This window comes from Chitinophaga ginsengisoli (assembly GCF_003014595.1).
GTDB lineage: Bacteria > Bacteroidota > Bacteroidia > Chitinophagales > Chitinophagaceae > Chitinophaga > Chitinophaga ginsengisoli.
On record NZ_PYGK01000006.1, the window covers coordinates 26029 to 46554 of the forward strand.

A 20526-nucleotide genomic window follows, 5' to 3' on the forward strand; every position below is an offset into this window, starting at 1 on the left:
CCATTAAAAAATGAAAGCCTATGGACGTAATGTTACGAGCATGTACAAGATTGTTTAAAACTAAAAATTAGTGCTATGAACGTTCAAATTCAAACAGTACATTTCGATGCTGACTCAAAGTTGATTGATCATGTTAGTAAAAAAATTCAAAAACTCAATACCTTTTATGACCGAATTATTAGCGTAGAAGTTTTTTTAAAGTTAGATGGAATAGCCCATCAGATTAAGGATAAAATAGCTGAGATAAAAGTCCATATACCCCGCCAAGACTTATTTGTAAAGCACGAATCCAAATCCTTCGAGGAGTCGTTTGATCTCGCCTTTGACTCGGTTGTTAACCAGATCAAGAAAACCAAAGAGAAGAAATTTCAGTAAAATCATAAAAATATTTTGGAATTAAATATCTGTTTACTACCTTTGCCATCCCGATCGAAAAAAGGGATCGGCGAAGGTAGTAAAGTTCTTTACTGTAGGGTGTTTTAGCCAATTAATACAAGTCTTAAAATTTGTATCCGGGTGCTGAAAAAAAGATTTTGAGATTAATTAAATTCAACTATTTTTGCACCCTCTTATAACGGATACCTTTTATAAGATTCTTGAATAACATAAGCCAGCATAGCTCAGTTGGCCAGAGCTACTGATTTGTAATCAGTGGGTCGGGGGTTCGAATCCCTCTGCTGGCTCCGGAAAAATTCCGAAGCAAAAAAGTGGTCCGGACGGACGAGATTTTTGGAAAGGAGTTTAAGGATTAAAATGGGCAGGTTCCAGAGCGGCCAAATGGGGCGGACTGTAAATCCGCTGACTACGTCTTCACAGGTTCGAATCCTGTCCTGCCCACTCAGCGCAAATGTTCCGCCTTTGCCCCTTAGCAAAGGCGGAACTTGTCTGTTAAGTGCAGGTTCTCCCGAAAGGGAAATATACACTGAAGAGAGAAAGAGTAGAGGAAGTAGTACTTAATGGTGTCTATCAGATGGCAGTTCCCCTCAAAAGGAAGCTTACAGTGAAAAAGACACACAGTTCTTTAGTTAATTATTATTAAATGCGGGAGTAGCTCAGTTGGTAGAGCGACAGCCTTCCAAGCTGTAGGTCGCGGGTTCGAACCTCGTCTCCCGCTCATCGTAATACCGGTTCGAAATTTTGTCTTGGTATTACATGGGATGAAAGTTCTTTAAAAGATTTTCAATGCTGTTGTAGCTCAGGGGTAGAGCACTTCCTTGGTAAGGAAGAGGTCGTGAGTTCAATTCTCATCAACAGCTCAACGGATTTCCAAACATCCGGGATCCGGATTTCGTTGTAGCTCAGTGGCAGAGCGTTCCTGGTGAAAACCCAGGAAAGGTCGTGAGTTCAATTCTCATCAGCGGCACAAGTTTGTAAAACCGTTTTTTAAAAACAACTATCAATACAATCTTTACAAACCATCTAAAAAAAATACAATGGCAAAAGAAACCTTTAAGCGGGATAAACCCCACGTAAACATTGGTACCATCGGCCACGTTGACCACGGTAAAACTACCTTAACTGCTGCCATTACTACGATTCTGGCAAACAAGGGTCTGGCAGAGAAGAAAGGTTATGATGAGATCGATGCGGCTCCTGAAGAAAAAGAAAGAGGTATTACCATCAATACAGCACACGTTGAGTATCAGACAGCTAGCCGCCACTACGCGCACGTTGACTGTCCTGGTCACGCTGACTATGTGAAGAACATGATCACTGGTGCTGCGCAGATGGACGGTGCTATCCTGGTGGTTGCCGCTACAGATGGTCCGATGCCACAAACTAAAGAACACATCCTCCTGGCTCGTCAGGTAGGCGTTCCTCGTATCGTAGTATTCATGAACAAGGTTGACCTGGTTGATGATGTTGAGTTACTGGAACTGGTTGAACTGGAAATCCGCGAACTGCTGAGCAAATATAACTATGATGGTGATAACACACCAATCATCAAGGGTTCTGCAACCGGCGCTCTGGCTGGTGAAGACAAATGGGTAGCTGCAGTTGAAGAACTGATGAACGCTGTAGATGAATACATTCCTCTGCCTCCTCGTCCGGTTGATCTGCCGTTCCTGATGTCTGTAGAAGACGTATTCTCTATCACTGGTCGTGGTACTGTTGCTACAGGTCGTATCGAGCGTGGTAAGATTAAAGTTGGTGAGCCAGTTGAAATCGTTGGTCTGATCGAAAAACCACTGACTTCTACATGTACTGGTGTTGAGATGTTCAAAAAATTACTGGATGAAGGTGAAGCTGGTGACAACGCTGGTCTGCTCCTCCGCGGTATTGAAAAATCTCAGATCCGTCGTGGTATGGTTATCACTAAACCAGGATCTATCACTCCGCACACTGAATTCAAATGTGAGGTATACGTACTGAGCAAAGAAGAAGGTGGCCGTCACACTCCGTTCTTCAACAAATACCGTCCTCAGTTCTACTTCCGTACAACTGACGTAACTGGTGAAGTTGAATTACCAGCAGGTGTTGAAATGGTTATGCCTGGTGATAACGTTTCTCTGGTAGTAAAACTGATCGCTCCAATCGCTATGGAAAAAGGTCTGAAATTCGCTATCCGCGAAGGTGGACGTACCGTAGGTGCTGGTCAGGTTACTGAGATCATTAAGTAATCACTTTCTTGATATAAAAGGCCATTAGCAATTAGCAAATTGCAGTCAGCGGATAAATTTAATTTATGTAAATTTGTTTCGCTGAATAGCCTGAAGCTGGCAGCTAATGGTCTTTTCTTACACACACGGGCATAGTTCAATGGTAGAATAGAGGTCTCCAAAACCTTTGATCAGGGTTCGAATCCTTGTGCCCGTGCTAACAATGGTGAAAAGTGAAGGCTTTTCACCTTTCATGTTTTCAAACGGTTAATTTTTAAACCCATGAATAAGGTTAGAGCATACTTCCGGGAGTCCTATCACGAGCTGGTGCATAAAGTATCCTGGCCTACATGGCAGGAACTGCAGTCTTCCACAATGGTCGTATTAATCGCTACTGTTGTTATCACCGCGATTGTTTGGGGTATGGACGCCCTTTCACATCTCATGTTAACACAGTACTATAAAATAATAGGATAATGATAGAAGCATCCAATAACCCTGCAGAAGAAACTAACATTCCCACCCAGGACACCAAATGGTACGTTCTGCGCGTAGTGAGTGGTAAAGAGAAAAAGGTAAAGGAATACCTGGATATCGAAGTACGCCGCTCCGACTGGGGTAACGTAATCACCCAGATATTTTTACCTGTAGAGAAAGTGTATAAAGTGCAGGCAGGTAAAAAGGTGATGCGCGAAAAGAACTTCTATCCAGGTTACGTAATGATCGAAGCAATAGACGGCAAAATGACCGACGAGGTGATCCAGTCTATCCGCAACGTATCAGGCGTGATTCACTTCCTGGGTAAAGATAAGCCCATCGCTCTGCGTAAGGCTGAAGTGAACAAGATGTTAGGTAAGGTTGATGAAATGTCTGACAACGGACTGACCATGAGCGAGCCTTTCATAGTAGGCGAAACCATCAAGATCATAGACGGACCTTTCAACGACTTCAATGGTATCATCGAAGAGGTGATAGAAGACAAGAAGAAACTGAAAGTAACGGTGAAGATCTTCGGTCGTGCCACTCCAGTGGAACTGAACTTCATGCAGGTAGAAAAAATCAGCTAACTATTTCAGTAATCATATTAAACCGTCCCGCTTTAAGCAGGACGGTTTTTTTATGCCTAATTCTTTCTGGAGTATTTGATCTCCATTGTTTTGAATTCTTTGCCATCATTCACCATGTACATTTCCATCACCTGGTGATTGTCATCGATCATCTTAAAGATCTCTTTGACATCCATGTCTTTTCCTGTCATGGGATCTACCGACTTCCCCATGAGTGTGGCAGACTTTGTACCCTCATCCCAGGTACCTTCTGCATTCATGATGCCGGTGCCCATGTTGTCGACCCAGGAGCTCTGGAATATTTTCTTGGCATTGTCATAGGCGAGAAGGCCATGCCCTTCGAAAGGCATTCCCATAAAAGTGCCTTTGTGCACTGATTCCTGGTAGCGGCCGCCCAGGATCATCTTGTTGATGGTAGTGCCCGTTGAAGTGGTTGGCGGGGCATCTGGTTTCATCCACATCGTCATATCAAAGCTCCATTCGCCATCGCATTTGGCAAGCATCTGGTGAACGGCGCCCGGAGTCATATATTCCTTCCAGGCCTTTTGTTCGTCAGATTGTGTCTGGGCACGGGAGGTCGTGTTGAGCGATAAAAATGAGATGATGATTGAGGCTGAAAATAACAATAGACGTCTCATAATTGGTGGAGTTTTGTTTGTATCATAACATTTGAAAACAGAGAAGGTTGGATAGAGATGCTGTTATAGGTTAGCAGATATTCATTAATTTTGAGGACATTTTTACTATACATATGAGGGTTGTTTTTATATTGTTAACTATCATCACATCATTTTCTGCATCACTGTTATATGCTCAGCCAAGGGAAAGAATCAGTACCGAACGTCCGGTACCGGCAGCATTGGTGATACCGGAGGCTGACCTGGCAACTCCTGTTACACTGAGCAATTATTTATCAGCACATACCACTTCCCGGAAAGAGTTTGTCCGGCAGTTGTATAGCTGGCTGGCATGGAACATAGGGTATGACGTGCCTAATATGTATAGTCCTAATTATTATAAAGACACCCTGGATGCGGCGCAGAAGACCTTGAAGACCAGGATTGGTGTTTGTCAGGGTTATGCGAACCTGTATTACCTGGTTTGTAAAGAAGCGGGAATTCCGGTACATCTGATAGGAGGGTATACCAAAACTTCTGGCAGGATCGATAATGCCAGTCATGCCTGGGTTGCGGTGCAGGTGGATAATACCTGGTATATGACAGATCCGACCTGGGGCGCGGGCGTGGTGAACAATAACAAATTTATCAGGAAACCGGTAGACAGTTATTTTCTGGTGGCGCCTGCAGCTTTTGTGGGGACGCACATGCCTTTTGATCCTTTATGGCAGTTGCTGGAGCATCCTTACCGGCACGATGAGTTCAGGGACAATAATCTGAAAGCAGCGGCAGAACGTGCAGTATTTAATTATAAGGATTCGGTGCTTGCCTACGAAACGATGAATGATGATCTTCTGAAATACCAGCTGGTTGTCAACAGGATAGAAGGATATGGGGTGACTAACCAGCTGATCGGCCATGAGCTGGGTTATTATAAAAGCCTGGTCAAATATATTGCGGAGAACAGGCAGATAGCGGCGGCGAACAAGGCAATAGATGATTTTAACAGGAGCAGTAATCAATATAACCGGGCTGTAAACATGTTCAATGAGTATGTACAGTTCAAGAATAATCAGTTTAAGCCGTCGAAGCCGGATGGAGATATCAGGGAGATGGTGGACGCGATAGGAAGGAAGCTGGCGGAGAGCAGGAAGGGCTTGGCCGGGTTGAACAGGAATGAGGGGGCGATCCGGGGAAACATCAGCGAACTGCAGGAGTCATTGAGTGCGATGGAGAAGCGTGTAGGGGAGGAACAGGCGTTTGTGGACAAATATATTAAGACCAAAAAGGTGTTCAGAAAATCTTTGTTTTATAAGACGACATGGATGGGAATTCCATTAAATTAAATTAGATTTGTTGCAGACCATAGAAGACATATTTAACCCTGTTGAAGTATCTACTACCGGGTTAAGATAAAATACTATTTGCAATAGAATTGTAAAATTTTCGACCCAAACTGATTATAATAGCAAAAAGAATGCCCGAAAGCAAATTCTTTTTGAGATTTAATACATTATTATATACCTTTGCATCCCCTTTAAAAGGTAAATTTTCTCTATTTAGTAAGTAAATTTTCTCCTTTTAGTTTTGGGAGTCTCGTCGAAGATGGGACGTTTTCACCAAATTAAACTTTATAACATGGCAAAAGAGATCGCTACGTACGTGAAATTGCAGGTGAAGGGCGGCCAGGCCAACCCTGCTCCTCCGATCGGTCCCGCATTGGGTTCTAAAGGTGTGAACATCATGGAGTTCTGTAAGCAGTTCAATGCCCGTACCCAGGATAAGATGGGTAAGGTATTACCTGTGTTACTGACTGTTTACACTGACAAGTCATTTGATTTCGTAATTAAGACGCCTCCTGCTGCTGTTCAGCTGTTGGAAGCGGCCAAATTGCAGAGTGGTTCCAAAGAGCCTAACCGTAATAAGGTTGGTAAAGTTACCTGGGCACAGATTGAAGCAATCGCTCAGGATAAGATGGCTGACCTGAACTGTTTTACTAAGGAAAGCGCCATGAAGATGGTAGCTGGTACTGCCCGTTCTATGGGTATCACAGTAGATGGTAACGCTCCCTGGAATTAATTGTGTCACCCTGTTGAAAGCAGGTTAACTTTTTAAAACATTTTGCAATGGCAACTAAGAAAAGAAAAGCAGCCGATACAAAGGTGGACAAAAATAAGGTTTATAGCCTGAAAGAAGCTTCCACACTTGTAAAAGACATTAACTGCACCAAATTCGACAGTTCTGTCGATTTACATATCCGTCTGGGCGTAGATCCCAAGAAAGCAGACCAGGCTATCCGTGGTTCCGTAACGCTTCCCCACGGTACTGGTAAAACTAAACGTGTACTGGTTCTTTGCACTCCTGATAAAGAAGCTGCAGCGAAAGAAGCTGGTGCTGATCATGTTGGTCTGGACGAGTATATCCAGAAGATCGAAGCTGGCTGGACAGATATCGATGTAATCGTAGCTACTCCTGCTGTAATGCCTAAGATCGGTAAACTGGGTAAGATCCTGGGTCCACGTAACCTGATGCCGAACCCTAAGACTGGTACTGTTACCAATGATGTAGCAGCTGCGGTTAACGAGGTGAAAGGCGGTAAGATTACTTTCAAAGTGGATAAAGCAGGTATCATCCACGCTTCAATTGGCCGTGTATCATTTGCTTCTGACAAGATCGAACAGAATTCTCAGGAGTTGATCAACGCTATCATCAAGCTGAAACCAGCTACAGCGAAAGGTACTTACCTGAAAGGACTGTCTATGGCGAGCACAATGAGCCCGAGCATTACAGTTGACACAAAATCTGTTCAAAACTAATGATTGGCCTTGTGGCAGATCAACAAACTGACAAAAAGCTATGAACAAAGATCAAAAAAACGAAGCGATTGAACTGCTGAAAAGTAAGTTCTCTCAATATAACAACTTCTACATCACCAACACCGAGTCTCTGACCGTTGCGCAGGTTAACAACCTGAGAAAGGTTTGTTTCGACAAGAATGTAGAAATGAAGGTGGCTAAGAACACCCTGATCCGTAAGGCACTGGAATCTCTGGATGCTGAGAAATATGCAGGTGTATACGACGCGCTGAACGGCGTTACTGCCCTGATGTTCTCTGACAGCCCTAAAGAACCAGCTCTGATCATTTCTTCTTTCCGTAAGGAAAACAAGAAAACAGAAAAGCCTGAGTTGAAGGCTGCATTCGTAGGTGATGAAATTTACACTGGCGATGCGCAACTGGCTAACCTGGTGAAGATCAAGACCAAGAACGAACTCATTGGAGACGTTATCGGTCTGTTGCAATCTCCTGCAAAACGCGTTCTCGCTGGCTTGCTTGAGAAAGCTAAGAAAGAAGGTGCTGGCGCAGAAGCACCTGCGGCTGAGTAATTGGCTGAATGCCTTGACAGGCGCGCAAAACAACACTGGCTTCCAAGTCACAATATAAATTATTACAATCTTTAAAATTCTTAAAAACATTATACAATGGCAGACGTTAAAGCTTTAGCCGAACAATTAGTAGGTTTAACTGTTAAGGAAGTACAAGAACTGGCTGATTTCCTGAAATCTGAATACGGTATCGAACCAGCTGCTGCTGCAGTTGTAGTAGCTGCTGATGGTGGTGGCGGTGCTGCTGCTGCTGAAGAGAAAACTGCCTTCAACGTTATCCTGAAAAATGCAGGTGCTAGCAAACTGAACGTAGTTAAGATCGTTAAAGATCTGACCGGCCTTGGTCTGAAAGAAGCTAAGGAACTGGTAGACGGTGCGCCTAAACCACTGAAAGAAGGCGTTTCCAAAGCTGAAGCAGAAGATCTGAAAGCTAAGCTGACAGAAGCTGGTGCTGAAGTTGAAATTCAGTAATCTTTGCTTAAAGGATACCTCTTTATAAAGGTCAAAAGTGCTTCCGGCACTTTTGGCCTTCTTCCCTTTGGGAAAGTGTCTTTTCGGAGCGTCAAAAAGGGGGAATCACCAGGTCGGTGGATTTGACACGATAGAGAAGACAGAAATTTTTGAGGGTATTTGGCAAAGATGTCTTAATTTCCCCGATCCATGTTGTGATTTACTTCACAATATTATATAAGTTAATATAACTGCTAACTTCGAATATGTCTCTAAAAAAAGCCCAAACAAGCGAAAGAGTAAATTTTGGAAAGATCAAACAAGTTACTGAGACACCGGATCTGTTGGCTATCCAAATCCAATCTTTCAAGGATTTCTTCCAGTTAGAAACCACACCAGACAAACGTAACAATGAAGGCCTTTTTAAAGTATTTAAGGAGAACTTCCCGATTACAGATACCCGTAACATCTTTAATCTGGAGTTTCTGGACTACTTTGTAGACCCTCCGCGATATACTATAGAGGAATGTATTGAACGTGGGCTTACCTATTCAGTACCGCTGAAGGCTAAATTACGCCTGAGCTGTAATGATGAGGAGCACGTTGACTTCCAGACGATTGTGCAGGACGTATTCCTCGGGAATATACCCTACATGACCCCTAGAGGTACATTCGTGATCAATGGCGCAGAGCGCGTGGTAGTATCCCAGCTCCACCGTTCTCCTGGTGTATTCTTCGGACAGTCCATACATCCAAACGGTACCAAGATCTACTCTGCAAGGGTGATCCCGTTCAAAGGGGCGTGGATGGAGTTTGCAACTGACATTAACAATGTGATGTACGCTTACATCGACCGTAAGAAGAAGTTCCCTGTAACTACCCTTCTGCGTGCGATCGGCTACGAAACAGATAAGGATATTCTGCAGCTCTTTGGAATGGCTGACGAAGTAAAAGCAGACAAGAAGAGCCTGGATAAATATGCCGGTAAGAAACTGGGTGCACGCGTACTCAGGAGCTGGGTGGAAGATTTCGTAGATGAAGATACCGGTGAGGTAGTGAGCATCGAGCGTAATGAGATCGTGCTTGAGCGTGACAGTATCCTCGACGAAGCGAATATCGAGACGATCGTGGATATGGGTGTGAAAAGCGTGTTCGTGCAGAAAGAAGAGGTGAGCGGCGACTTCTCCATCATTTACAATACTTTAAATAAAGATACATCTAACTCCGAGCTGGAAGCCGTTCAGCACATCTACCGCCAGTTGCGTGGTGCCGATGCGCCGGATGATGAAACAGCAAGGGGTATCATTGATAAATTGTTCTTCTCTGACAAGCGTTATGACCTCGGAGATGTAGGCCGTTATAAGATCAACAGGAAACTGGGTCTGCCTACACCGCTGAACATGAAAGTGCTGACCAAAGAAGATATCATCGCGATCATTAAATACCTGGTACAGCTCACCAACAGTAAAGCGGAGATCGATGATATCGATCACCTGAGCAACCGTAGGGTGCGTACCGTGGGCGAACAGTTATATGCGCAGTTTGGTGTTGGTCTGGCCCGTATGGCCCGTACCATCCGTGAGAGAATGAACGTTCGTGATAATGAGGTATTCACACCGGTGGACCTGATCAATGCAAGGACACTGTCTTCCGTAATCAACTCCTTCTTCGGTACCAGCCAGCTGAGCCAGTTCCTGGATCAGACGAACCCGCTGTCTGAGATCACGCACAAGCGTCGTATCTCCGCACTCGGACCCGGTGGTCTTAGCCGTGAAAGAGCAGGTTTCGAGGTGCGTGACGTACACTATAGCCACTATGGTCGTCTGTGTACTATCGAAACACCGGAAGGTCCGAACATCGGTCTGATCTCCACACTGTGCGTACACGCGAAAGTGAATGACATGGGCTTTATCGAAACGCCTTACCGTAAGGTGAATGATGGTAAAGTAGACATGGATAAAGTGCAGTTCCTGAGTGCTGAAGAAGAAGACTCTGTGAAGATCGCGCAGGCGAACGCTCCATTGGACGAAGCCGGTCACTTCCTCAATGATAAGGTTAAATCCCGTGAAACCGGTGACTTCCCGATCCTTGATAAGGGTGAAGTTGAATATATGGACGTTGCTCCGAACCAGATCGTGGGTCTGAGCGCCTCCCTGATTCCGTTCCTGGAACACGATGACGCCAACCGTGCTTTGATGGGATCAAACATGCAACGTCAGGCAGTACCGCTGATCAACCCACAGGTGCCTATCGTAGGTACCGGTCTGGAAGGTAAGGCAGCGCGCGACTCCCGTCTGCAGATCACCGCTGAAGGTAAAGGTGTGGTTGAATTCGTGGATGCAAATGAAATTCATGTTCGTTACGAGCGTGATGAGATGCAGAAACTGGTGTCATTTGAAGATGACCTGAAAATATATCAGCTGACCAAGTTCGTTAAAACCAACCAGAGCACCTGTATCAACCTGCGTCCTGCGGTGAAGAAAGGTCAACAGCTCGAGTTTGGCGACTTCCTGACAGAAGGTTACGCTACACGTGGTGGTGAACTGGCACTGGGCCGTAACATGAAAGTGGCGTTCATGCCATGGAAAGGTTACAACTTTGAGGATGCGATCGTAATCTCTGAGCGTGTGGGCCGTGAAGACCTCTTCACTTCCATCCACATCGATGAGTATGAGCTGGAAGTACGTGATACGAAACTGGGTGAAGAAGAACTGACGCCAGATATTCCAAACGTAAGTGAAGAAGCTACCAAAGATCTGGACCAGAACGGTATCATCCGTGTGGGTGCGCACATTAAGGAAGGAGATATCCTGATTGGTAAGATCACCCCACGTGGTGAATCTGATCCTTCTCCTGAAGAAAAACTGCTGCGTGCGATCTTCGGTGACAAGGCTTCTGATGCGAAAGATGCTTCCCTGAAGGCGCCTCCAAGCACAGAAGGTGTGGTAATTGACAAGAAACTGTTCAGCCGCGCCAAGAAAGATAAGAACTCCAAGACCCGTGAAAAAGCGGCTCTGGAGAAACTGGAAAAAGTACACCAGAAGAATGAAGAAGACCTGCTGGAAGTGCTGATGAGTAAGTTGCTGACACTGCTGAAGGATAAAACCTCTCAGGGTATCACCAACACTTACGGTGAAGTATTGATCTCCAAAGGCTCTAAATTCTCTGCGAAGAACCTGGCTAATATCGACTTCCAGAATGTGAATCCGCTTGGCTGGACTACCGACGAGGTAACCAACGATCAGATCAACACATTGCTGCACAACTATAACATCAAGTACAACGAAGAACTGGGACGTTACAAACGTGAGAAGTTTAACATTTCAATTGGTGATGAGTTGCCAGCAGGCGTACTGAAACTGGCGAAGGTATACCTGGCCAGCAAACGTAAGCTGAAAGTGGGTGATAAGATGGCGGGCCGTCACGGTAACAAGGGTATTGTTGCGAAGATCGTACGTGATGAAGACATGCCATTCCTGGAAGATGGAACACCGGTAGATATCGTACTGAACCCATTGGGCGTACCTTCCCGTATGAACCTTGGACAGATCTACGAAACAGTACTGGGTTGGGCTGGTCTGAAACTGGGAGTAAGGTTTGCAACGCCAATCTTTGATGGTGCTACTACAGAAGAAATAGCTGGTTATATCGACGAAGCCGGTCTGCCAAGCTTCGGCCATACTTACCTGTATGATGGCGAAACCGGTGAGCGTTTCCACCAGAAAGCTACCGTGGGTGTTATCTACATGCTCAAACTGAGCCACATGGTTGATGATAAGATGCACGCCCGTTCTATCGGACCGTACAGTCTCATTACACAACAGCCATTGGGTGGTAAGGCGCAGTTCGGTGGTCAGCGTTTTGGTGAGATGGAGGTGTGGGCACTGGAAGCATATGGTGCATCCAACATCCTGCAGGAACTGTTAACCATTAAGTCTGATGACATTGTAGGCCGTGCCAAAGCATATGAGTCTATCGTTAAAGGCGATAACATACCCAAAGCAGGCGTACCGGAATCATTCAATGTATTGATACATGAGCTCCGCGGTCTGGGTCTGGATTTGAAATTTGATTAATAATTAGTCCATAAGTTGATGGTCCATAGTCCTTAGCAAGCCGCTTTGGACTATGGGCCTTAGGCTTTAGATAATCAGACACGGTCTACATGGACGCTGTCTATGCCCGCGGACTGAATAACATGTGAATTTTCTTTAAACAACATATATGGCCATCAAGAAAGAAAATCGTCCTAAATCAAACTTTAGCAGCATTACCATTAGTCTGGCTTCTCCGGATTCCATCCTGGAGCGCTCTTATGGGGAAGTGCTGAAGCCGGAAACCATTAACTACCGTACTTACAAGCCGGAGCGTGATGGTTTATTCTGTGAAAGGATCTTCGGCCCCGTAAAGGACTATGAGTGCTATTGCGGAAAATACAAACGTATCCGTTACAAGGGTATCGTGTGTGACCGTTGCGGTGTGGAAGTGACCGAGAAAAAGGTACGTCGTGAAAGAATGGGTCACATCCGCCTGGTTGTGCCTGTTGTACACATCTGGTACTTTAAATCATTACCTAATAAGATCGGTTACCTGTTGGGGATGAGTTCCAAGAAACTCGAAACCATCGTTTACTACGAAAGGTATGTGATCATACAGGCTGGCGCTAAACAGGAGAAAGGCCTGAACTACGGCGATCTGCTGACAGAAGAAGAATATCTCGACATATTGGATACCCTGCCGAAAGACAACCAGCTGTTGCCTGACGAGGATCCAAACAAGTTCATTGCCAAGATGGGTGCTGAAGCGGTAGAAATGATGCTGGCCAGAATTGATCTGGATAGTCTTTCTTACCAGCTGCGTAACCAGGCGGCAACTGAAACCAGCCAGCAGCGTAAGGCAGAAGCCCTGAAACGTCTGAGCGTGGTGGAAGCTTTCCGTGAGGCAAATGGTCGTGTTGAAAACCGTCCTGAGTGGATGGTAATGCAATACATTCCTGTAGTACCACCAGAACTGCGTCCGTTAGTTCCATTGGATGGTGGGCGTTTTGCGTCTTCCGACCTGAACGACCTGTACCGCAGGGTGATCATCCGTAACAACCGTCTGAAACGTCTGATCGAGATCAAGGCGCCAGAGGTGATCTTACGTAACGAAAAACGTATGCTGCAGGAAGCAGTTGACTCCCTCTTCGATAACTCCCGTAAATCAAATGCGGTGAAAGCAGAAGGCGGACGTGCACTGAAATCCCTGTCTGACGTACTGAAAGGTAAACAAGGTCGTTTCCGTCAGAACCTGTTGGGTAAACGTGTTGACTACTCTGGTCGTTCCGTTATCGTGGTAGGTCCTGAACTGAAATTGCACGAGTGTGGTTTACCGAAGGATATGGCGGCTGAGCTGTTCAAACCGTTCATTATCCGTAAACTGATAGAAAGAGGTATCGTTAAAACGGTAAAATCAGCGAAGAAGCTGGTTGACAGAAAAGAAGCAGTGGTTTGGGATATCCTGGAGAATGTACTGAAAGGACATCCTGTAATGTTAAACCGTGCTCCGACGCTGCACCGTTTGTCCATACAGGCGTTCCAGCCTAAACTGGTGGAAGGTAAAGCGATCCAGCTCCACCCACTGGTGTGTTCTGCGTTCAACGCCGACTTTGATGGTGACCAGATGGCCGTGCACGTACCGCTCAGCAATGCCGCGATACTGGAAGCACAGTTACTGATGCTGTCATCACACAACATCCTCAACCCGCAGAACGGTACGCCTATCACCCTGCCTTCACAGGACATGGTACTGGGTCTGTACTACATCACCAAAGGCAAAAAATCTACTCCTACTGAAAAAGTAGAAGGAGAAGGTAAGGCTTTCTATTCTGCAGAAGAGGTGATCATCGCTTATAACGAGCAGAGAGTGAACCTGCATGCGAACATCCGCGTAAGAGCGACTGTACGTAATGAGAAGGACGAGCTGGAAACTAAGCTGATCGAAACAACTGTAGGCCGTGTGATCTTCAACCAGCACGTTCCAAAAGAAGCTGGTTATGTGAATGCACTGCTGACTAAAAAATCCCTGCGTGAAATCATCGGTGACATCATCAAGTACACTGATATCCCTAAGACTGCGAAGTTCCTGGATGATATCAAACAGCTTGGTTTCCGTACCGCATTCCGTGGTGGATTGTCCTTCAATATCAATGACCTGATCATCCCTGAAGTGAAACAGCACATGATCGATGGTGCTGCCAGCGAAGTGGATGAGGTATGGGATAACTATAACATGGGTCTGATCACGAATAACGAACGTTATAACCAGATCATCGATATCTGGTCTCGTGTGGACACCAAAGTAACAGAAACGCTGATCCGCGAGCTGGCAAATGACAAACAGGGCTTCAACTCTGTGTACATGATGCTTGACTCTGGTGCGCGTGGTTCCAAACAGCAGATCAAACAGCTGGCTGGTTTAAGGGGTCTGATGGCGAAACCGCGTAAGAGTGGATCTACCGGTTCCGAGATCATCGAAAACCCGATCCTGTCCAACTTTAAGGATGGTCTGAACGTATTGGAATACTTCATCTCTACGCACGGTGCCCGTAAGGGTCTTGCGGATACGGCACTGAAAACGGCGGATGCGGGTTACCTGACCCGTCGTCTGGTGGACGTAGCACAGGATGTGGTAATCAATGAAGAAGACTGTGGTACACTGCGTGGTATTGCAACTTCTGCACTGAAAGACAATGAAGAGGTGGTTGAGCCGCTGTACGACCGTATCCTTGGCCGTACTTCCCTGCACGACGTATTCGATCCTCACACAGAGGAACTGATCGTAGAAGCAGGAGCGCTGATCAACGAAGATATCGCTCACCGTATTGAAGATAGCTCTATCGATACCGTAGAGATCCGTTCCGTACTGACCTGCGAAAGCCGCAGAGGGGTGTGCGTGAAATGTTACGGTAAAAACCTCGCTACCGGTTATGTGACCCAGCGTGGTGATGCTGTAGGTATCATCGCAGCACAGTCCATCGGTGAGCCTGGTACACAGCTGACACTGCGTACCTTCCACGTGGGTGGTGTGGCTGGTTCTACTTCCGTGGATACCGGCTTACAGGCTAAATTCGACGGTACTATCCAGTTCGATGGTCTACGTACCACTACATACGAAAACAACGAAGGCGATAAAGTGCAGGTAGTAATTGGCCGTACAGGTGAATTACGTATCATGGACGTGAAGAACGACAGGTTGCTGATCACTAACAACATTCCTTACGGTTCTACCTTGCTGGTAAAAGACGGACAGAAAGTTGCGAAAGGTGACATGATCTGTACATGGGATCCATACAACGCCGTTATCGTATCTGAGATCGCGGGTAACATCCGTTTCGATAGCATCATCGAAGGTATCACCTTCCGTGAAGAGGCTGACGAGCAGACTGGTCACCGTGAGAAAGTGGTAATTGAAACAAAAGACAAGAACAAGATCCCGTCTATCTATGTAGATGGTAATAAAGAGGTGAAATCTTATAACCTGCCGGTAGGCTCTCACATCGTAATTGAAGAGGGTGAAGCTGTAAGAGCTGGTCAGGTAATTGTTAAGATCCCTCGTATACTTGGTAAACTGCGCGATATCACGGGTGGTCTGCCACGTGTAACCGAACTGTTTGAAGCACGTAACCCAAGCAATCCTGCCATCGTATCTGAAATTGATGGTGTGGTAGCTTTCGGTAACATCAAACGTGGTAACCGTGAGATCATCATCGAAAGCCGTGAAGGTCATATCAAGAAATACCTGGTGCCATTGACACGTCACATCCTGGTACAGGACGGTGACTTCGTGAAAGCAGGTACTGCGCTGTCTGATGGTTCTATCACTCCTGCGGATATCCTGTCCATCAAAGGACCGTTTGCCGTTCAGGAATACCTGGTAAATGAGATACAGGAAGTATACCGTTTACAGGGTGTGAAGATCAACGACAAGCACATTGAAGTGATCGTACGTCAGATGATGCGTAAAGTGAACATCGAGGATCCTGGGGATACCCGCTTCCTGGAAGGTGACACTACCGATAAATTTGAATTCTTTGAAGAAAACGACAACATCTTCGATAAGAAGGTGGTTACCGAAGCAGGTGAATCTACTACGCTGAAAGCTGGTCAGATCGTTACCCTGCGTCAGGTAAGGGAAGAGAACTCCCTGCTGCGTCGTGCAGATAAAAAACTGGTGGAATTCCGTGATGCAAAACCGGCTACCTCCAGCCCGCTGTTACAAGGTATTACCAAGGCGTCCCTGGGTACTCACAGCTGGATCTCTGCAGCATCCTTCCAGGAAACAACCAAAGTACTGTCTTCTGCAGCCATCAACGGTAAAACAGATGACATGCTCGGCCTGAAAGAGAACGTAATTACCGGTCACCTGATACCTGCAGGTACTGGTCTGCGTGAGTTCGAAAACATGATCGTAGGATCCAAAGAAGAATATGATATCCTGGCGTCTTCCAAAGAAGTATTCCAGTTTGACGAAGAAGAATAGAACAGATTCATTCATGTATAAAAAAAATGTCCCGGCACTACGCACGGGACATTTTTTTTACCTGTAACTTTCCGGCAATTAAATTACCGGACGATTGTTATGAAGCAACGGCTTTTTTTTCTATTGATATTAGCAGTAGCAGGCATGATAGCCTGTAATAAGAATAGTGACAGCTCTATACCGGAAACAAGTTCCAACATCAATTTCTTTACGGCAGTACCTGGCCGGGAATATGATGTGCTGATCGATACCACCACTATCGGAAGTGCAGTAGGATATGGTGAGAGTACCGGTTACCATTCATTTCTGGCAAAACGTTACACCCTGCGGATCTATCCGGCCGGGAACCATACTGTTGCGATTGGAGGAGGAGAGATCAGCCTAAGGAATGGTCATTATTATTCTGTATTCCTGTCGCTGGATAATACAAGGACGCTGCAGTTAAGGCTTGTTGAAGACCACCTGGCACCCTCCCGGGCCAATTTCGGCAAAGTGAGGTACATTAACCTGAGTGATACCTATACGACTCCTACTTCCAGGCTGACCCTGGACATGTATGTGGACAATGTACGGATATTCCGCCGGCAGGGGTATCTGGCGGCTACCGATTTTGCAGAGGTGTCGGTAGGCACCCGTAATGTGGACCTCCGATATGCAGACTCTTCCCTGAGCCTGATGGGAAACAATAGTCATTCCTATGAGATACAGGACCAGAAACAATATACCATTATCGGGTATGGGAATGTCAGGAATGTTGATTCCTTCAAACTGGTAACGTTTGTACATTAGAGGCGGTTTCCGGAGCAGGTGAAAAATTTATATGTGAAAGTGTTGTTAAGAAAGTGGGGGACTAAGTATAATCATCTAAAAACCTTATTTTAGCCGTTCAATTTTAAAAATGTATTTAAGGAGATTAAAAAATCCACCTAACAACATGCGCACTACTAAACAACTTGTGAAAAGCGGATTATTAGCGGTACTGACAGCCGGAACATTTATTGCTTGTCAACAGAATAACAAACAGGGGAACAATAGTCCGGCGGCTGCCAAGGGCGACAGTGTAGCATCTAATAGCAGTTTTATCATTGCATATGTGGATATTGATACTGTTGAAGCTCACTATGAATATTTCAAGGAAAAGAAGTCTGAATTAGAGAAGAAACAGCAGGCTATCGACAATGAACTACAGGCAAATGTACGTGCATTACAGAACGAAGCAGCTGATTTTCAGCGCAGAGCTAACGGTATGACGCAGTCAGAAGGTGAAGCTACCCAGCGTGCTTTATATAACAAACAGCAGCAGCTGGAAGGTAAGGCACAGGCTATGCGTTCCCAGTATGCAGAGCAGGAGAACAAGTTCAACGAAGAACTGCAGAAAAGGCTGAACGATTTCCTGGCAAAGTATAACAGTAATAAACGTTATGCCTATATTCTTTCCTACCGTTCAGGCGCTAGTAATGTTTTGTACAAGGATGACAAGTATGACATTACAAATGAAGTAATTAAGGGGCTGAATGAAGCTAACGCATCAACTGAGGTAAAAAAATAATAGTTGCTATAGCAGCAACGTTTGAAAAATAATTATAAATTGGAATCCCGTCTCGTAAACATTACTGAGACGGGATTTTTTTAATCATATAGACACAAGAACATATGGAAAACCACAACACAGCTTTTCGTCCCAGTTTAGGTCTGCTGGACGCAACCATGATCGTAGCTGGGTCGATGATAGGATCCGGCGTATTCCTTGTATCCGCAGAAATAGCCCGTAATGTGGGTTCTGCAGGCTGGTTAACATTGATGTGGGTTTTGGGCGGTATTGTTACAATTATCGCGGCAGTGAGTTATGGTGAGTTATCCGGTATGTTTCCAAAGGCAGGAGGACAGTATGTTTACCTGCGTGAAGCCTACAATCCGTTAGTAGCCTTTCTGTTCGGCTGGACACAGTTCAGCGTGATCCAGACAGGTACTATTGCGGCTGTAGCAGTGGCGTTTGCTAAGTTTTCCTCTTATCTTATCCCAGCTTTCAGTGAAGAACATATCCTGTTGGATGCGGGCCTGGTAAAGATATCGGCAGCGCAGATTGTGGCTATCATCTCCATTATATTACTTACCTGGATCAATACACGTGGTATTAAGAGCGGTAAGATCATCCAGACAGTATTTACACTGGCAAAACTGCTGTCTTTGTTTGGCCTGATCATATTCGGGTTTCTGCTGGGCGCAAAACAGGAAGTATGGAATGCTAACTGGGCTAATGCCTGGGAAGCCGTAAGCCTGACGCAGGTAGATGGACAGGTAACTACCACACTGTTATCCGGACTGGCTTTATGTGGCGCCATCGCTATTTCTATGAAAGGATCATTGTTCAGCAGTGACGCATGGAACAATATTACTTTCATTGCTGCAGAGATCAAAAATCCGCAGAAGAATATAGGCCGTGCTTTATTCCTGGGTACGTTGCTGGTGACCATTGTATACGTAAGCGCCAACCTGATGTACCTGGCGGTGTTGCCAATGCATGATATTGCTTTCGCAGCGAAAGACCGTGTAGCTGTTGTTGCCGCAGAGCAGATCTTCGGATCAAGTGGTTCCCTGGTGATTGCCGTAATGATCATGGTATCTACTTTCGGATGTAACAACGGATTGATCCTGTCTGGCGCCCGTATTTACTATACAATGGCTGAGGACGGATTGTTCTTTAAGAAAGCGGCTGAACTGAATAAAGATAACGTACCAGCTAATGGGTTATGGATACAATGCGTGTGGGCGTCGTTGTTATGTCTGACCGGTAAATACAATGATTTGCTGGTAATGGTAATTTTTGGTGTACTTATTTTTTATGTTATCACAATTGCTGGTATCTTTGTGTTACGCAACAAGCGCCCGGATATTCCACGGCCGTATAAAGCATTTGGCTATCCTTTATTACCAATGGTGTATATTGTGGTAGCATCCGTACTGGCATTATTGTTACTTCGTTTTGAGAGCGGCTATGCTTTATCCGGATTATTGATCATCGTTATTGGTTTCCCGCTGTATTATCTGGCCATGAAGACACAAAAAACAGCTTAGAAGATACGGGAAAGCTAAGATGGACAACTAATAATGCGGGTTTGACACAAAAGTTGTATGTAAAATGGTTGAAAATTTATCCCACTGCTGTGGAACTTTCAGTGAATTGATGTAATTTGCATGAAGACTTCCGGAAATAGAGGATTGATTTGTGTGTAACCCTTGACGCAACGACACGTATGAATAGAAAACCCTTTGTCAACAAAGAGCATTGCTTTTCCAAAGAGCAATGATTAGAAGGGGAGGGAACCTATCATATTTCACTAAAGTGGAAGCCCGCAAGAATACAGGAGTAGAAGGCGAATAGATGTTCACACATTCATTAAATGATGCATGTATGAATAATTATTTAACAACATTGTTTGAAGATAGGTAGCGCGTACTGGAAAGAAGTTAACATTTAGAAGACTATATGCCAACAACAAACAACATCAAAAAAAACATTCAATAAAATATTTATAAAGGCAATTATTTCTCATTGGGTGGGAATGAAGATGATTTGAAAAAATCTCTGAATCCCATAATGACCATTAAAAGCCTACACGATTTGCATTCTCGAACATTCACATGACAATCTTAACAACAAGCGTATGGTATCTACCATACGCTTTTTTTATGCCGAAAGAGCTACCTTCGAAAAGCCAGTATTTTATCTTGTAGAGTCCCCTATTCAATATCTTCAGGACTTCAGGTACCAACACACCACAACATCCCAGAGGGAGCTTACCTGCCCCGGTATGTCCATGAGAGGCAGATGTATATACTAAGGCACTACCAGGCCTTCATGTTAAGGAATTATGAACTCGTGTTTTC

15 protein-coding genes and 6 tRNA genes are annotated in these 20526 nt (G+C 45.1%); 20 read left to right on the forward strand and 1 reads right to left on the reverse strand.

The features are described 5' to 3' along the window. Positions 1–75 precede the first annotated feature (75 nt). The 10 genes from hpf to nusG all read left to right on the forward strand — a co-directional run bounded on the left by hpf (position 76) and on the right by nusG (position 3667). A complete protein-coding gene (gene hpf / locus CLV42_RS15905) occupies positions 76–375 on the forward strand; it encodes a ribosome hibernation-promoting factor, HPF/YfiA family (protein WP_089835187.1) in 300 nt (99 codons plus the stop codon). A 234-nt stretch (positions 376–609) separates the two neighbouring features. Then, a tRNA-Thr gene (locus CLV42_RS15910) sits at positions 610–683 on the forward strand. A 72-nt stretch (positions 684–755) separates the two neighbouring features. Next, positions 756–837: transfer RNA gene (locus CLV42_RS15915), tRNA-Tyr, on the forward strand. A gap of 204 nt (positions 838–1041) precedes the next feature. Then, positions 1042–1114 (forward strand) — tRNA-Gly (locus CLV42_RS15920). Positions 1115–1184: 70 nt separating this feature from the next. Beyond that, positions 1185–1256: transfer RNA gene (locus CLV42_RS15925), tRNA-Thr, on the forward strand. A 33-nt stretch (positions 1257–1289) separates the two neighbouring features. Continuing rightward, a tRNA-OTHER gene (locus CLV42_RS15930) sits at positions 1290–1363 on the forward strand. Between the two features lie 70 nt (positions 1364–1433). After that, on the forward strand, positions 1434–2621 hold the full coding sequence (tuf, locus tag CLV42_RS15935) for an elongation factor Tu (protein WP_106602919.1): 1188 nt from the start codon (positions 1434–1436) through the stop codon (positions 2619–2621). 125 nt (positions 2622–2746) lie between these two features. Continuing rightward, positions 2747–2817: transfer RNA gene (locus CLV42_RS15940), tRNA-Trp, on the forward strand. A 65-nt stretch (positions 2818–2882) separates the two neighbouring features. After that, a complete protein-coding gene (gene secE / locus CLV42_RS15945) occupies positions 2883–3077 on the forward strand; it encodes a preprotein translocase subunit SecE (protein WP_089835185.1) in 195 nt (64 codons plus the stop codon). Beyond that, entirely contained in the window at positions 3077–3667 is a 591-nt protein-coding gene (gene nusG, locus CLV42_RS15950; protein ID WP_106602920.1) for a transcription termination/antitermination protein NusG, read from the forward strand. The genes secE and nusG overlap by 1 nt, the downstream gene beginning before the upstream one ends. A 56-nt stretch (positions 3668–3723) precedes the next feature. On the opposite strand, the gene CLV42_RS15955 is transcribed toward nusG, so the two are convergent. Further along, a complete protein-coding gene (locus CLV42_RS15955; protein ID WP_106602921.1) occupies positions 3724–4305 on the reverse strand; it encodes a DUF1579 domain-containing protein in 582 nt (193 codons plus the stop codon). A gap of 113 nt (positions 4306–4418) precedes the next feature. On the opposite strand from CLV42_RS15955, the gene CLV42_RS15960 reads away from it, so the two are divergent. The 10 genes from CLV42_RS15960 (at position 4419) to CLV42_RS16005 (ending at position 19713) form a co-directional block, all read left to right on the forward strand. Continuing rightward, positions 4419–5630 carry a transglutaminase domain-containing protein gene (locus CLV42_RS15960; RefSeq protein WP_106602922.1) on the forward strand — a complete coding sequence of 404 codons (1212 nt, stop codon included), beginning with the start codon at positions 4419–4421 and terminating at the stop codon, positions 5628–5630. Positions 5631–5922: 292 nt separating this feature from the next. Then, positions 5923–6363 (forward strand): 50S ribosomal protein L11, encoded by a 441-nt coding sequence (gene rplK / locus CLV42_RS15965; RefSeq protein ID WP_089835181.1) that lies wholly within the window; start codon positions 5923–5925, stop codon positions 6361–6363. A gap of 47 nt (positions 6364–6410) precedes the next feature. Further along, the gene (gene rplA, locus CLV42_RS15970) at positions 6411–7100 is read left to right on the forward strand and encodes a 50S ribosomal protein L1 (protein ID WP_106602923.1); all 690 of its coding nucleotides are present in this window, start codon (positions 6411–6413) and stop codon (positions 7098–7100) included. A gap of 40 nt (positions 7101–7140) precedes the next feature. Further along, entirely contained in the window at positions 7141–7668 is a 528-nt protein-coding gene (rplJ, locus tag CLV42_RS15975; protein WP_106602924.1) for a 50S ribosomal protein L10, read from the forward strand. 96 nt (positions 7669–7764) lie between these two features. Next, positions 7765–8139, forward strand: coding sequence for a 50S ribosomal protein L7/L12 (gene rplL, locus CLV42_RS15980; RefSeq protein ID WP_106602925.1), 375 nt, complete (start codon positions 7765–7767; stop codon positions 8137–8139). Positions 8140–8384: 245 nt separating this feature from the next. Beyond that, positions 8385–12194, forward strand: a complete 3810-nt coding sequence (gene rpoB / locus CLV42_RS15985; protein WP_106602926.1) for a DNA-directed RNA polymerase subunit beta — start codon at positions 8385–8387, stop codon at positions 12192–12194. A gap of 148 nt (positions 12195–12342) precedes the next feature. Further along, the gene (rpoC, locus tag CLV42_RS15990; protein WP_106602927.1) at positions 12343–16638 is read left to right on the forward strand and encodes a DNA-directed RNA polymerase subunit beta'; all 4296 of its coding nucleotides are present in this window, start codon (positions 12343–12345) and stop codon (positions 16636–16638) included. Positions 16639–16737: 99 nt separating this feature from the next. After that, positions 16738–17427 carry a DUF4397 domain-containing protein gene (locus CLV42_RS15995; protein ID WP_106602928.1) on the forward strand — a complete coding sequence of 230 codons (690 nt, stop codon included), beginning with the start codon at positions 16738–16740 and terminating at the stop codon, positions 17425–17427. 145 nt (positions 17428–17572) lie between these two features. Next, on the forward strand, positions 17573–18187 hold the full coding sequence (locus CLV42_RS16000; RefSeq protein ID WP_170117533.1) for an OmpH family outer membrane protein: 615 nt from the start codon (positions 17573–17575) through the stop codon (positions 18185–18187). Between the two features lie 104 nt (positions 18188–18291). Continuing rightward, positions 18292–19713: an APC family permease gene (locus CLV42_RS16005; RefSeq protein WP_106602930.1), complete on the forward strand. Its 1422-nt coding sequence runs from the start codon at positions 18292–18294 to the stop codon at positions 19711–19713. Positions 19714–20526: the final 813 nt, after the last annotated feature.